This is a genomic window from Paenibacillus sp. sgz302148, from assembly GCF_056120465.1.
Genome location: NZ_JBVYOJ010000025.1, coordinates 35,380 through 49,219, shown reverse-complemented (window position 1 = coordinate 49,219; position 13,840 = coordinate 35,380). Strand labels below are relative to the sequence as shown.

At 49.5% G+C, this 13,840-nt stretch carries 15 protein-coding genes; 2 read left to right on the top strand and 13 right to left on the bottom strand.

Going from position 1 to position 13,840, the window contains the following annotated elements; translation table 11 throughout:
- Window positions 1-261: 261 nt before the first annotated feature.
- Together AC0LWM_RS28120 and AC0LWM_RS28115 are read right to left on the bottom strand one after the other, a co-directional pair.
- Window positions 262-768 (bottom strand): hypothetical protein, encoded by a 507-nt coding sequence (locus AC0LWM_RS28120; protein WP_474678353.1) that lies wholly within the window; start codon window positions 766-768, stop codon window positions 262-264.
- A gap of 88 nt (window positions 769-856) precedes the next feature.
- On the bottom strand, window positions 857-1,666 hold the full coding sequence (locus AC0LWM_RS28115) for a hypothetical protein (protein WP_474678352.1): 810 nt from the start codon (window positions 1,664-1,666) through the stop codon (window positions 857-859).
- A 335-nt stretch (window positions 1,667-2,001) separates the two neighbouring features.
- Between AC0LWM_RS28115 and AC0LWM_RS28110 the strand changes: the two genes are divergently transcribed.
- Entirely contained in the window at window positions 2,002-2,577 is a 576-nt protein-coding gene (locus AC0LWM_RS28110) for an RNA polymerase sigma factor (RefSeq protein WP_474678351.1), read from the top strand.
- Window positions 2,574-3,374 carry a DUF4367 domain-containing protein gene (locus AC0LWM_RS28105; RefSeq protein WP_474678350.1) on the top strand — a complete coding sequence of 267 codons (801 nt, stop codon included), beginning with the start codon at window positions 2,574-2,576 and terminating at the stop codon, window positions 3,372-3,374. The genes AC0LWM_RS28110 and AC0LWM_RS28105 overlap by 4 nt, the downstream gene beginning before the upstream one ends.
- Before the next feature lie 61 nt (window positions 3,375-3,435).
- Here AC0LWM_RS28105 and AC0LWM_RS28100 read toward each other — a convergent pair whose 3' ends face one another.
- From AC0LWM_RS28100 to yabP, 11 genes are all read right to left on the bottom strand, one after another.
- Window positions 3,436-3,933, bottom strand: coding sequence for a hypothetical protein (locus tag AC0LWM_RS28100; RefSeq protein ID WP_474678349.1), 498 nt, complete (start codon window positions 3,931-3,933; stop codon window positions 3,436-3,438).
- Window positions 3,934-3,997: 64 nt separating this feature from the next.
- Complete coding sequence (locus AC0LWM_RS28095; RefSeq protein ID WP_474678348.1) at window positions 3,998-4,828, bottom strand: DUF4367 domain-containing protein; 831 nt, start codon at window positions 4,826-4,828, stop codon at window positions 3,998-4,000.
- Window positions 4,825-5,406, bottom strand: a complete 582-nt coding sequence (locus AC0LWM_RS28090; RefSeq protein ID WP_474678347.1) for an RNA polymerase sigma factor — start codon at window positions 5,404-5,406, stop codon at window positions 4,825-4,827. The genes AC0LWM_RS28095 and AC0LWM_RS28090 overlap by 4 nt, the downstream gene beginning before the upstream one ends.
- Before the next feature lie 68 nt (window positions 5,407-5,474).
- Window positions 5,475-5,939, bottom strand: a complete 465-nt coding sequence (locus AC0LWM_RS28085; RefSeq protein WP_474678346.1) for a lipoprotein — start codon at window positions 5,937-5,939, stop codon at window positions 5,475-5,477.
- Between the two features lie 61 nt (window positions 5,940-6,000).
- A complete protein-coding gene (locus AC0LWM_RS28080; RefSeq protein WP_474678345.1) occupies window positions 6,001-7,665 on the bottom strand; it encodes a family 10 glycosylhydrolase in 1,665 nt (554 codons plus the stop codon).
- A gap of 488 nt (window positions 7,666-8,153) precedes the next feature.
- A complete protein-coding gene (gene spoIIE, locus AC0LWM_RS28075; protein ID WP_474678344.1) occupies window positions 8,154-10,655 on the bottom strand; it encodes a stage II sporulation protein E in 2,502 nt (833 codons plus the stop codon).
- A gap of 296 nt (window positions 10,656-10,951) precedes the next feature.
- On the bottom strand, window positions 10,952-11,755 hold the full coding sequence (locus AC0LWM_RS28070; protein ID WP_474678343.1) for an endonuclease/exonuclease/phosphatase family protein: 804 nt from the start codon (window positions 11,753-11,755) through the stop codon (window positions 10,952-10,954).
- Between the two features lie 115 nt (window positions 11,756-11,870).
- Window positions 11,871-12,365 carry a S1 domain-containing RNA-binding protein gene (locus AC0LWM_RS28065; RefSeq protein WP_474678342.1) on the bottom strand — a complete coding sequence of 165 codons (495 nt, stop codon included), beginning with the start codon at window positions 12,363-12,365 and terminating at the stop codon, window positions 11,871-11,873.
- Window positions 12,366-12,527: 162 nt separating this feature from the next.
- The gene (locus AC0LWM_RS28060) at window positions 12,528-12,857 is read right to left on the bottom strand and encodes an FtsB family cell division protein (protein WP_474678341.1); all 330 of its coding nucleotides are present in this window, start codon (window positions 12,855-12,857) and stop codon (window positions 12,528-12,530) included.
- Window positions 12,858-12,898: 41 nt separating this feature from the next.
- A complete protein-coding gene (gene yabQ, locus AC0LWM_RS28055) occupies window positions 12,899-13,468 on the bottom strand; it encodes a spore cortex biosynthesis protein YabQ (RefSeq protein ID WP_474678340.1) in 570 nt (189 codons plus the stop codon).
- On the bottom strand, window positions 13,465-13,746 hold the full coding sequence (gene yabP / locus AC0LWM_RS28050) for a sporulation protein YabP (RefSeq protein ID WP_474678339.1): 282 nt from the start codon (window positions 13,744-13,746) through the stop codon (window positions 13,465-13,467). The genes yabQ and yabP overlap by 4 nt, the downstream gene beginning before the upstream one ends.
- Window positions 13,747-13,840: the final 94 nt, after the last annotated feature.

The following is a 13,840-nucleotide window of genomic DNA, read 5'->3' as shown; positions in this document are numbered from 1 at the left end:
AATGGTAAAAGCACTGAGAGGGGAATCTTGCCGCTGGGGCAAGGCGGTGTAGTTTTGCCGGGCTTCGGAATGGTAGCTGCGCTTCAGGAGAAATCTGCAGCGGACTCCTTAGCCAATTCCGAGAAAAACCGGAAAAGGTCGATTTACTATTTTTCGGTGAGGTTGGTTACTTCCTGTTCAGCCTGACAGGATCTGAATTATTTAACGTGGTTGCGGACTACTATATGTAGAGGATTTTTATTAGCCCCCATTCAGCTGATATCACTTTGAAATAGGGTTTTCCCTATATTCAATCTTTAAATTTTTTTGATCACCATCTATGAATCTGTACCATAATTTTGATTTTTTACCTTCGAAATCAATTTCATCATCCCTAATTAATGACGCCTTTAAACCATTAATGATAACAGACTCTGTATTCATAGGGGCTATGCCATATACGAATACAACCCCATTCCCTATGGGAATTGAATTTTGATATGAATCTTGTGGCTTGTTCTCCCTAAAGTTGCCCATAGAATCATCATTCTCCGACCAACCAATCCATTTTTTCAGGTAATGGACCAAATGAATCTCCCCATCATCCTTCAAGACAAAAACAAAAGCATGATTATTTATTTTGGCAACTGGTTTGCTCCATGAAACATCGGTTCCAAAATCCTCTATTATTTTTCCTCTTAGATCCAGATCGTTTGTGTCATTTACTTTTAGATAAATGAGCCAGAGCCCGATCAAAATAAGTACAATGACGGCATATTTCTTATACATTCCTTTTCCAGCTCCTTTGCCATAACTAATATAAACAACTAATGCAACAAGGAATCCCCATATTTATGAGGACTCCTTAGAAATACTTCTACCATCTAAACGTTAACGGGATACTTAGGGTTTCTGTATTTATAGATGGTGAAATCGAGATACCGGAAGTTGGATACAAATCAACTGACACACCCCAGCCAATATAATCGTGCCCGTATGTTAATTTAATATTTGAAGTTCCTCCTGGAGCTCGATTATCCATGTAGACATATTGTGCAACATAACCCTTATGATAGCTATACCCCAATAATAAATCAATTGCACCTACAACGCCCGTACCATTAGTCCAATCCGACGGTTCCGGGCTTTTTTTGCAATCCCAAGGATCGTATTGCGAGGCCTTACAATAGTTTGTCTCATGATTTAATACTTTATAATTTGCTGTATCTACAAACCACTGATTTGACTCTGGGTAACCGATAGCATATTTATCCGTAAACCTGTACCTTGGATTGACCTTCCACTCAAAGCCACCATAAATATAAAATTTTCGGTATCCAGATTTGTCAGATCCAACTTCAAATATAGAACCAAATAGGGAGATATCGTCTGTTGTTAGAGAACTGGGACTTATTTCACCAATGTTTGACTCTCTTGTTTCACCTTCGTTGATTAAATCGAACGACTTTTCAGGCTGGTGAGTTAACACTTTTGCATTTTCAGAAATTAAACGTCGCAAGACATCAACAGGAAAATTGCTTATTTCCTGCTCCTCTAAACCTACTTTATTTATTAATATATTCATTTCTTCCTTGGTTAATTCATTATTACCGTCCGCAGATGCCGATAGTGGAATGGTCGAAAGTATTAATACAAAAAGCAACATGAGATAAATTCCCTTTTTCATAATATTCATTTCCTCCTTAGTTTAGTTTCATTTTTTAAATTTCCAAATCGAAGATCTGTTAACAAGTCTTTGTTGTTCACCTCCTCTTATCGTTTTGCTTTGCTATCCAATCCAATTCGAGGGCCATAAAACTTAATTTGCGATTATGTACTAGTCTCCTAGATCTTCATCCATCTCCTGAAATCGATGCCCTCACTACTAGAACACATATCCAAAGATTTTTATCACGGATTTGATTAAATTTTTCCATAAGCACAACACAAAGCTCTCTACGCTTGGTATAATGTGGATAATAATTAGGTTATATTCCCATACAAGGTATGGAGGTCGTACCCTTGTCGAAAAAACTGCTGCTGCTCTTTTCCGCCGACATCTGTTCCCTAAACAACGAACTCCAAGAACAACTGTATTACGAGTTTTATCGATTGGTTTATCCGATGGTCATGTTCATCTTGAATGATCATCCGGCGACAGAAGACATCATTCAGGAGTCTTTCATAAGAGCGATTAAGAAGCCTCCCAAATACGTTCAAGAGGAAAAAATCGAAGGATGGCTGAAAACGCTCACTCGGAACGTAACGTATAATTATTTGCGAAAATATAAAAAAACCCGTGATGAACTTGCAGCCGGCAGTGTTTTTATAGATGGTGAACTCCCTTTGAAGGATACTGTGAGGCCGGTCGATCAAGAAGTAGAAGCGAAGATCATGAAGGATTCGATCCGAATCTTCATCCATAAGCTTAAACCGGAGTATCGCATTATTCTCGAAATGAAATGGTTCGGGGAACTTTCTTATCGGGAAATGGCCGAGCAGCTAGGCGTAACCGAAGGCGTCATTCGGCAAAGACTTTCCAGAGCCAAAGAAGCGATTCGCGAGAAAATTTATGAGGATTGGAGGGGATCCCTGTGAGTAAAACCGATTTCGATAAAAAGTTCGATGAAGCTTTCGACGACGTGATGTCAACGGAGTACTCCACCCAAGCAGCAGAAGCGAACCCAAATCAATCATGGGAGAGAGTACGGAAACAAATTGATACCTTGAACCGCAAACGTCTTCGCAAACGTCGGCTGCAGTGGATTTCCTTGTTTACCGCATCGATTCTCCTGGGTGCATTTATATTTAGCGCAACGCCGATGACAAGTGCGGTTAGCCCGTTCTTTTCAGTATTTAGATCGCTTCGGGAAAACGTCGTTACGTTCTTTTACGGATCGGAGGATCCCGTCGCAAAAGGTGCGAGAACGCCTCCGCCGCCGGGGGCCATTCAAGAACCCGCTCCAGCGCATTCCTCGTCCAATTCAGACGGCGTATTAAAAAGTATAGAAGTATCGCTCAACGAAGCGAAGAAACAAGCGCGTTTCCGCATCTTTTCCCCAGAGAAGGTACCCGTCCGGTTCAAGCTGGACAAAACGGAAATCCAAAAGGATCAAAAGGAAGTCCGGTTCGTCACTATACACTATAAAGAAAACGAAAAGTCGTCCTTCTATATTATGCAGGGGAAGATCGAACCCGATTCGATGATCTCCTCCGGACTCCGCCTGGGAGCAGGTGACATCGAAGAGATTGACTTGGGCGGACTGAAGGCATTCCTATATGATCTGCAAGACGGGCAGACCAAGCTGGAATGGATGAAGAATAATGTGTTGATCAGCATCATGGGGGATTTGAGCAAAACGGAGATTGCAAACATCGCAAAACATATGAAGTAGACGAACGAAAGAGGACCGCCCTGATGGCAAGTCCTCTTCTTTGTTACGGTCTTAATACGGTCTAATTGATCAAGTAAGAATCGCTGGTCCTTGTCCCCTCTTCACGTACCCCGCTTTTAATGACCCAGTGGGTGGAAATTACCCGATAATAATATCCCGAAGTTACTTTGGATGAAAGGCCTGCCGCAACCAGCGTAGTATTCGAATCCGTATAATCCGGCGTGCTTACTACCTCTACCCAAGACGAGCCTGTCCACCGCTCAATCTTCCATTTGACCCCAATGGTGTCAACCTTGACGGAGGAGGTTGTTGTACCTGTAACCGATGCTTTGCCGCTTTCCGCGTTGCTTAAGACGGTCACTCCGTCCCTCAAATATTTATGATTGGGATCGAAGGTGCTGCTGTAGACGACAACGCTGCCCGGCGGCGGGCTGGTTTTGGCTCCAGAGCCAGTGCCCCCCAAAGCTTGGGCGCTCGCGGGAAGGATAAGTGCCATGACCAAACAACCAAATGCCGCCACTTTAAGCAGATTCCATGCTTTGAATTTCCGTTTGTTCATCATTCTTCATCTCCTTATAAATTTTGATTGCTATATCTATTTGACGTAACATGGACGAAAAAGATTACGGCGAACTTACAGCAATCTTATTCATCGATTGGGCGACCTTTAGCATTTCGTCCTCGCTTAGTTCGCCGGAAATGGCGGTAACCACCTGATCGTCAAGCCACTGCAATCTCAGTCCGCCGTCCTCACGATGGATGAGAACGCCTTTTCTCCCGCCAACATCAACTTTACTAGCCGTCTCATCGATGAGGCGTATGATTGTCTCTCTGTATAGCTCGTCGGGTGCGACGAGTCTCTGGGTAATGCTGTACGCCTTCTGCCCTTCTGCTTCATAGGTAAGCCGGACAACCGGATATACCCCTTCGATAACCTCCATAATTCCGACCTCTTCAAGCCGATACCCTTCGGCGGCATACTCGGGAATCCGGAAGTCAAAAGCTGCTTTTTCCTTGGCTTCCTGGAGTATTACAGGTTTGAAGGCCCCGTTCAAAGCCATCGTCTCTTCGGGGCTCGAAGAGGCTTGCTGCGAATTACGTTCCGGAGGCGGCGGTGTTCGGGCACCGGATCGGTCTTTCTCGCTCGTGTCGCTGAAAATCATGGTGACCAACCCGTTGTGAACCTTCTTCACTAACGTGTACAGATTTGCGTACGCAGATGTCTGTTGGATCGTCCCGGTCATGATGCTGACTATAAACGAAAAGCAAACTACCGCAGCGCCTATTTTCAGCGAGCGGCTCACCCGTCTTCGCCTGACGTCTGCTTTTATTTTGCCGCGCATCTTCTTCCATGCCCATTCATGATCCGGTATCGGAATGGAAGCATGATACAACTGTACCGCCTGCTTCACGCGAAACGACGTTGCTCCCTCTTCTTTCTTGTACTCATTCACGGTATATCACCCCATTTTCGCCGAAACCGCTCGGCTAAGCTATGCCGGGCTCTGAACAATCTTAACGATACGGCCGATTTGGTCGTATGCAGTTCTTGTGCGATTTGCTCGTAGGACATATCTTCGAAATAATAAAGCAACAGCACAATGCGATGATTGATCGGGAGCTCTCGAATCGCTTCGTACAGGAGCTCATTTCGCTCACAGTTCTCGATGAGATCGGCCACCGATTCGCTGGCCGCAGCCAGTTCGGGATTATGCCCTTCATAAGTAGAGACGTAGTCAAGATCGAGGGCATTTCGGTATTTTTTGTTTTTTCTCAAAACATCATAAGTCGTATTACGGCAAACTTTTTTCACCCATGCCTTGATCTTGCCCTCTTCCCGTACTTGGGGTGCCTTGCGAATCGCTTTCATAAAAGCTTCTTGAATGACGTCCTCGGTCAGTGTATGATCCGCCAGCATGAAATAAATATCGCGATACACAAACTCCCGAAAGGATAGGAACAGCATTTTTTGCGTTTCTTCATTCAAATGCTTGATCTCATTACGGAACAACAAAAATATCCACTCTTCCATCAGTACGCCCTCAATCATTCCGCTATTATACCAAATGTTAGAAATATTATTTCATAATAATAGACAAGTTACAAGAGTATGGAAAACGGTCTCACGGCTTCAAATTTAAAAATCAGTTTATTTAGCTCATCTATATCATTTTTCGTAGAATACTGCGTATTTTCAATTTTGAGGTCGCTACCTATTCTAAGTTTTGTTGTTCCATCGGATAGGTCCATAAAATACAAATATCCATTGATTTCCTTGTCTTTATCCTTAATAAGTTGAATATTTCTCATTTTCGATAATATTTCATCAATAATCGTTTGATCGCTAATTTCAGCCTTCGCCCCATCTCCATATTGAATATTGATCTGCTTCACTTTTGGTACCTGTGTGTTAACCAAATCTAGCAATAGAACTGGTTGATCTTGATCACAACCCGATAAGCTAAAAAGTATAACTAACGTCCAAAGGAATAGTTTTATTTTTTTCATCCTTCCCCCCAAATTGCAGCCTTTGTTCCATAAAAAATGCACCCCTAAAATTTTCATCGGATGGTAACCTAGGGCTTTTTCCAATGTCCATTCTAAGAGGTGCACTTCAATTGTAATTCTACTGCCCGGACTGCAAGCCGTAATAAGCGCGCAGTGCGTCGAGCAAACCGAGCGGATTCTTCCGCAGATCTTTGGCGCTGAAGTATACGTCGCCTTCGACCTCGGGGCGTTGCTCGTTGTATTTGAGCTGATTGATGATTTCGTCCGACGTCTGCCAGCCGGTTTCTTTGGTCCCGAGCTTATATGGAGCATGGCCGATATACAGCTTGACCTTCGTTCCGCTCACTTCGTTCGACCACCAATCGACGAGCTTGTCGTAACGTGCCGCCGAGAAGGAGAGGCTCCAGTAGATTTGCGGAATGACATAATCGATCCAGCCTTGCTGAATCCATGTCCGCACGTCAGCGTACATGTTGTCGTAGGTTGTAACGCCGGCTTTCGTATCGGAGCCTGTGCTGTCTTTAGCGATGTTGCGCCAAACGCCGAAAGGACTGATCCCGTATTGCACATCCGGTTTGACGTTATGTATCGATTGCCCAAGCTGCTGCACGAACTGGTTGATATTATCGCGGCGCCAATCGTCCTTGGATATAAACCGTCCGTTGTTGTACGCCAAGTATGCGAGATCATCGTTAAACACTCCGCCGGAAGGGTAAAAATAATCGTCCAAATGAATGCCGTCCACATTGTAATTGGCCGCTACTTCCGTGATAGCATCGACAATATGCTGACGTGCCTCCGGAATACCGGGATTGATGTAGAGCAGGTTGCCCGATTTGACGATCCATTCAGGGTGCTGCTTCGCTACATGCTTAGTATCCAGGTTCGTCGTATTCGTGTCCGTGTTGGCACGGAACGGGTTGAACCACGCATGGAACTGCATGCCGCGCTTATGCGTTTCGTCGATCATAAAGGCAAGCGGGTCATATCCGGGATCTTGGCCTTGCACGCCGGTTAGCACCTTCGACCATGGCGTAAGGCTGGACGGATATAAAGCATCCGACGCAGGACGAACCTGCACAAAAGCGGTGTTGAGGCCCATGCCCTGCAACTCGTCCAGCAGCTTGATGTATTCCTTCTGCTGCTTGTCGATGTTCTTGTATGAACCGGTTGTCGGCCAGTCCAGATTGTATACGGTGGAAACCCAGGCACCCCGCAATGTGCTGTGGTCGCCTCCGCTCGGATTCGGCGGCGTCGAAGGCTCCGTCGGCTCCGTTGGGCTCGGTTCTGTAGGTTCTGTCGGTTCTGTCGGTTCTGTAGGTTCCGGCGGTTTGGGCGGTTGAATCGTCTGCATGAAGACATTTTGCGTCTTCGAATCCCAGTTGACGACCAGACCGAGCTCCTGGCTGACAAAACGCAGCGGAACCATCACTCTGTTCTTTTTGACCTCAACGGTCGTATCGAGCGCCACATTGGTATTGTTCACGATTGCGCCCTTGGCCCCGACGTTCATCGTAATGAGCTTGTCGCCTTTGCGTATGGCGACCGACTTCGTGCTTTCCGTCCAATCCACCCAAGCGCCCAGCCCCTGGCTGATCACCCGGATTGGCACCATCGTCACGTTCACTTTCGGAATAATATAAGGGTCTACATCGCTATTAATGACATTTCCGTCCAGATAAATTTGAATTTTCTTCTGAGCTTGAGCCAATGCCGAAGGGATCGCCACAGATAAACATAAGACGCATAAGAGCAACAACGTAATCCATTTCCGTAACTTCATCTTCCAATTCCTTTCTCGTTTGTAGGTATGTATCGCAGCATCTATTAATAGAGACGCCGCGAGCGGAAAATTGTTGCTCTATGCCGGAAAATTTACGTTGGTAGGGCACAATACCTCTTTCATATGAAAAAGAGAATCTATGCATCTTAGCTTCAGCGAAGGCCTTCGTATAAAATAAAAACAGCCCTTCACGGGCTGTCGGCTTGTTTGTTGTTTATATGGCTCCTTTCCCCCTCTCGCGTTCATCGTCCTCGCATTTCTGCCGGGGTTCGCCCTCTCATAGCTCCCCCCTGCATCCCTGCTCTTATGCGCTCTCCTCCTTTCTCGTTCGTGCCAACCTTCCCTTCTTTACTTCGGCTTCCTTCCCTGCATTGCATCTCTGCCGGGGCTCGCCCTCTCAAAGCTCGCCCCGACCTTGCATCCCTGCTCTTACGCACTCCCCTCCTTTCTCGTTCGTGCCAACCTTCCTTCTCTACCTCGGTCCCCCCTCAGCTCACCGTCCTTGGACGCTCGACGCGATCGGCGCCGTGCCAGCGGAATGCAGCCCACTCGGGCTTATGCTTCTCGATGCGCGCCACGACGACGGTCATATCGTCGCGAATTTCTCCATGATGGTGGCGGACGACCGTCTCCAGCAGGCAGTCGGCGATTTCCTGCGGCTCATTCGAACGCACCTCGGAAATGACCCGCTTCATCCACATCTCCTTATTGACCGTATAGCCCGGCGCGTCATAAATGCCGTCGGTCATCATGATGAGCGTGTCACCCGGCTGAAGCTGCAGCGAGATGAGGTCGACCTCAATATCCTGCAGAATGCCGATCGGCAAATTGTTCGCGGAGATCGGGATGACCTCGCTGCCGCGTTTGATGAAGCTCGGCGTCGAGCCGATCTTCAGGAACGTCGTGTTCGCCGTGTACATGTCGATCAGCGCGACGTCGACGGTCGCGAACATCTCGTCCGGCGAACGGAGCAGCAGCACCGAGTTGACGGACTTGATCGCAAGCCGCTCGTCCATGCCCGATTGAAGCAGCCGCTGCAGGATCGACAGCGCCGCGCTGCTCTCCTCGCGCGCCCGCTCGCCGTTGCCCATGCCGTCGCTGATCGCCACGGCGAACTTGCCGTTGCCGAGCTCGATCGCGCTGTAGCTGTCGCCGGACAGCAGATCGCCCCCTTTGGCCGCCCCGGCGACGCCGGTTTCGATCTCGTATTCCTTCGCGGAGCCGAAGACGACGACGGAGTAGCCTTCGCCCTGCTGCAGCGGCCGTTCGCTGCGGACGGCGATATTTTCGCCCAAGATGTCGCTCAGCAGCGGAGCGATGATTTTGCGGCATTCGTCGAAGCCTTTCGTATACTGGTGGACGATTTCGATCTCCACATTGCCTTCGTCCAGGCTAATAATATCGATGCCGTGAATCGACAGCCCCAGCTTCTCCAGCGTTCCGCGAATTTGCTCCTCCTGCAGGAAGAGCTCCTGTCCCTCTCTTTTGATTTCCTTCGCCAGGTCCTCCATCACCTGCGACACGCCGTTCAGCTGCTCCGCCACAAGCTGCCGGCTATCCTGAATTTGCCGCTTCCAGTGTAGATCATGCTTGTACGTCTCGTACTGCTGCTTCATGATTTCCATGACCGGCCCCGTCTTCAGGCACATCCGGTCCCACGTCTTCGGAAACTCCCGCCTGGTTACCTGCGGCCGCTCCTCGATCAGCGTCATCATGTCGGTCATCATCTTGTGCGTTTGCACAAACTTCGGCCCCCAGCACTTGTCATGCCACGTGCAATGCCGGCATACGCCCGTCGAAACCGCGTTCATGAAATGCGTGGCCGTCTCCTCCGCCTGCTGTGCTTCCGCCGCCGGCGACAGATGGACGAAGCTCTTGGCGAGCTGGCGGAACACCTCGGAAAACTGCTCCACCCGGCTCGCCGTTACGTCGCGCACCCGCTTCGCATAATCATGCTGCGATTTCGTATACTCCTGCGTCCCCGGAACATACTTGGATACCGTTTTCACGACACTGCGCGGCGTCAGCAGGAACAAAACGACGGCGGCGACCGACTCCCACGTCGAGTGGAGCACGTCCGTCTGGTTGCCGATGTAGATGGCGAGAATCGACGAACCGAGCAGCATCCCGAACGCCACCGCCATTTTGCCGCCTTCCCGCAGCAGTCCGGCGAGCAGCCCTGCGAACGCAAGCAGACTCATCTGGTAAACCGCATTCAAACTGGCCAAGCTTAAGATGAGCCCGGTAATGACACCCACCGAAGCGCCAAGCGGCGCGCCGCCGACAAAGGCGAACAGCAGAATGAGAAACCGGGTCAGCACATGCTCGATCGACACCGGGCCGATCATCCAGCCTACCGCGCCCGTCATGACGGACGCCAGCAAAATCATGAGGCAAATAATTTCCTCGTTTTTCAAATTGTAGTTTCTTCGCGACAGCGTGAATACTTTCACCGCCTGAATGAAGATCAAGGTCAAGACGAAGCTCAGTACCGCGTTGATCCCGATCATCATGAGCCCATACCACGAAAGATCCTTCTGGATAATGGCCGCGAACAGCTCCACGATAAAAGCGGAAAGGAACACCATGAGCGGGGCAAAGGAAATATCCGACCGTTCGTAGCTTTCCAGCGCCTTCTGCACCGCCATGAAGATCAAAATCTCCGCCGCGATAAATCCGGTATGCGGCTCCACCGCAAACAAGCTGCCCAAGATAAGGAATAACCCTACCCACCGATGCACGTCCCGACGCAAAAAATAGACGACGGCAAAAAATGCAACGGCAAACGGAGCGAGCTGCTCCAAAATCATCGCCCGGCCGAGCAGGAAGGCCATCGCTACGAGCAGAAGCGCCCATTTCTTGGCGAGTGCCGCCTGCAAGAAACGATTTTCAGCCACCAGCTCCCTGCCTCGCTGCGCCATACGCTGTCTCATGCTATTCCGCAAAGGAAGAGCCTGTGCCTCGCCGAGCCCTTTGTTCTTCTCCATCATTCGTACACCACCTCTATGAAACTTGTGACTCTATTATAGTGAGGGCAAAACTAAAAGTTTGTCACAATGAGGAGGACGCTTCCAAGAAATTTCCGACAAAAATAAACCTCAAGCCGCGAACGCGCAATACCGCGCCCAGCCTGAGGTTTGATGATGTTTCCGACATGTCCCTGCAAAAAGCGCCGTCCCTTCCTTACCCGATACCGCCGCATTCGCGCCGGAATGCCGTAGGAACGTGTCGAGGCCGGGACCCCGGGTCCATATCACTCTATCGATATACAATCTCCCGAGTCTTGCTAGAATCGAACGGTTGCGAGAATCGGATAATGATCGGACGGGTAACGCCCGTCATAACGCTTCTGATCGACAACGACCGATTCAAACTCCACGTCGCTCGTCGCAAAAATATAATCGATCGGCTGCCCCTCCGTGCCGCCTTCGTACGCATGGTAGGTCAAGCCCGGCTCCACGCCTTCCTTCTCCAAGACCGCGTAAGCATCAAGCAGCGGCAGCTTCGTTCCTTGGCGCTCGCGAATTTGCGCGATTTCCGGATCGGCCGGGTAAGCGTTGAAATCGCCGGTCAGCAGCATCGGCAAATCGCCGGACGCCTGCGCCTGCCGCTCGATCGCGTCCAGCACAAGCGCCGCTCCGCGCTGACGCGCTTCCTGGCTCAGATGGTCCAAGTGCGTGTTGAAGTGGACAAACCGGTGCGCAGGCTCGGCTACCGTCTCGAACAGCACCCACGTGCAAATGCGCGGGCAGACCGCCTCCCAGCTCTGGCTTCCCGGCACGTCCGGCGTCTCCGACAACCAGAATTCCCCCGACTGCCGAACGGCTAGCAGATCGTCCCGGTAGAACACCGCGTTATACTCACCATATGTACTGTCTCCAGCCTCACGGGAACGTCCGACCCAGCTGTACCCTTCAAGCTCCGCCGACAAGTCTTCGAGCATCGCCCGCGTTCCTTCCTGGGTGCCGACCACCGCCGCGCCCGACTCCATGATGACTCTGGCTGCTGCCTGGACGCGATACGGCCAAGCATTGCCTCCATCCGATTCGACATGAACGCGCAAATTAAACGTCATGACATTCAGTTCCACTAAGAACAACCTCCATTGTTTGGGCTTTTGGGCTCGCCTAGTTGCAAAAAAACCGCAGACAGCGACTTGCAAGCTGTGTGCGGTTCTTCATCCTATTCATGACGTTGTGGGCTCATTATACGCGTCTAGCGCCGCGGCCACCACGTTTGCCTTCCGTGTTCTTCTTCAACGACGAGATGCGCTCTTCACTATCTTTAAGGAAGCGTGACATTTTATCCTCGAACGAAGGTTTGTTGGCAGGTGATTTGAAAGAACGGCCTCCACGATCGCCGCGGTATCCTCCACCGCCGCCACCGGCTCGGTCTCCACCCCGGTCGCCGCCTCGATCGCCTTCACGATTAAAGCGTGGTCTTTGTTGCTGTTCTTCTTTCGGTTTATCGACCGCTTGACGGATGGAAAGTCCGATTTTCCCGTCCTTATCGACGTTAATGACTTTCACCGTGACGACATCGTCGATCTTCAAATGATCTTTGACATCCTTCACGTAGTTGTCCGCAATCTCGGAAATGTGGACGAGACCTGTAACGCCTCCGGACAGATCAACGAACGCTCCGAAATGCGTAATCCCTGTCACCTTGCCCTCTAACTTGCTGCCCACTTCTATTGCCATAGAATACAATGTTCCTCCCTTAAAATTTTAAAAGAAACGCAGTTGTCGCATAAAATACTGGCTATGGTGATTATACCTGATGCCTAAAACAAGGTCAACACGGGCATTTTCGGCAATTGGGCCTTATTTATCCGTTCACGACGCGAACGATGATTCTATTTCTTAAGGATTGGCTTCTTCCGTTACGTTATAGGGCGTTTCGCCCGGCAAATACATATGCTGATCGCGCCTAGCAAGCTGACCGATATATTCAGGATCGTTCAATCGGGTCATTTCCAGTTTCAGCTTCTCATGCTGCTTCTCCGTTTCGGCTTTGGCCTTCTGCAGCTCGTCGATCTGCGCTTGCTTCGCGCCCGCCTGCTCCATCTGGCCGAACAACGTAAACCCGGCCCAGCCTAAAAATGCGGCAACGACGAGCAGCCACAGACGCAAACGCCTACGGGCGCCTTGCACGGAATTATTCGGCTGTTGGGCGGTAGTTCGCTCTGCCATAACGATCGAATATCCTCCTAACGGGGAACGTAGTACATCTTCTAGAACAGTCGTTTCCACAGCCGCTTTACCGCATCCAGCGATTTCATCACCCAGCCGGGAATCTTGATATATTTGAGCAAAGGCTTAACGAGCCATAAAGTCAATTTCCAGAACGGTCGTAAAGATTGTAGCACAATTTTATAGAGGAACATAGAGAGCGCCAACCCAAATCCGAAAAAAAGGGTAAGCAGCTTATACAGCGCCATCACCGGCGTTATGACCAATACATCAAAGCATCGGACCAGAAACCGGACCAGTTTTTTAATGACGCGTATTAACCATAACACAAAACGAATCGTAATTGAACTGATGACTAAAAAATAGAACCATACTCCTAGAAATAATCCCAAAAATACGTAAAATCGCACTTCTCCTTGATTATTCGCGTAAAGAACGCGAAAAACAAAGATTGTCGCGGCTATCCAATAGACGATGTCGAATACCGGAATGAAAAAACGATGGATTCGCAGCTGCCCCGATACGACACGGTAGCTGTCGAACACGGCGCCCATCGCAAGTCCGCTCAGCATCATCATCGCTACCGTTACGAGCTGAACGTGCAGGCTCACTTGAACAGCTTGCCGAACAAGCCCTTGGATTTCTCTTGCGCGTTCGAATCCAGATACGTCATCGAACCCACGAGTCCCTCAATCGCGACAAGGCCTTGCTCCAGACTCAAATTTTTAATATGTAAATTTTGTCCGCGGATCGCCAGAAAGCCGCATTCCGTATCCAGCAGAAATTCTTCGCTGTCGAAACTTTCCACGTTTTGCACGCCTGTAATTTCCAGCGACTTGCGGTTCAACATCCGGATTTCCTGTCGCTTCACTTTGCCGTGGTCGACCATCGCCATACCCTCCTTATCACTCGGCTCCCGCCGCCGTAACGGGAAGAAGCTTGTTCTAAGACTAGCTTATGGAACGCGATGACGGTTTAGAACA

Bases quoted from the DNA above. Each gene is read 5' to 3' on its own strand.
- AC0LWM_RS28080 (WP_474678345.1), bottom strand. From the start codon at position 7,665: ATGAAGTTACGGAAATGGATTACGTTGTTGCTCTTATGCGTCTTATGT.
- AC0LWM_RS28115 (WP_474678352.1), bottom strand. From the start codon at position 1,666: ATGAAAAAGGGAATTTATCTCATGTTGCTTTTTGTATTAATACTTTCG.
- AC0LWM_RS28085 (WP_474678346.1), bottom strand. From the start codon at position 5,939: ATGAAAATTTTAGGGGTGCATTTTTTATGGAACAAAGGCTGCAATTTG.
- AC0LWM_RS28060 (WP_474678341.1), bottom strand. From the start codon at position 12,857: ATGGCAGAGCGAACTACCGCCCAACAGCCGAATAATTCCGTGCAAGGC.
- AC0LWM_RS28090 (WP_474678347.1), bottom strand. From the start codon at position 5,406: ATGGAAGAGTGGATATTTTTGTTGTTCCGTAATGAGATCAAGCATTTG.
- yabP (WP_474678339.1), bottom strand. From the start codon at position 13,746: ATGGTCGACCACGGCAAAGTGAAGCGACAGGAAATCCGGATGTTGAAC.
- AC0LWM_RS28120 (WP_474678353.1), bottom strand. From the start codon at position 768: ATGTATAAGAAATATGCCGTCATTGTACTTATTTTGATCGGGCTCTGG.
- AC0LWM_RS28065 (WP_474678342.1), bottom strand. From the start codon at position 12,365: ATGGCAATAGAAGTGGGCAGCAAGTTAGAGGGCAAGGTGACAGGGATT.
- AC0LWM_RS28100 (WP_474678349.1), bottom strand. From the start codon at position 3,933: ATGAACAAACGGAAATTCAAAGCATGGAATCTGCTTAAAGTGGCGGCA.
- spoIIE (WP_474678344.1), bottom strand. From the start codon at position 10,655: ATGATGGAGAAGAACAAAGGGCTCGGCGAGGCACAGGCTCTTCCTTTG.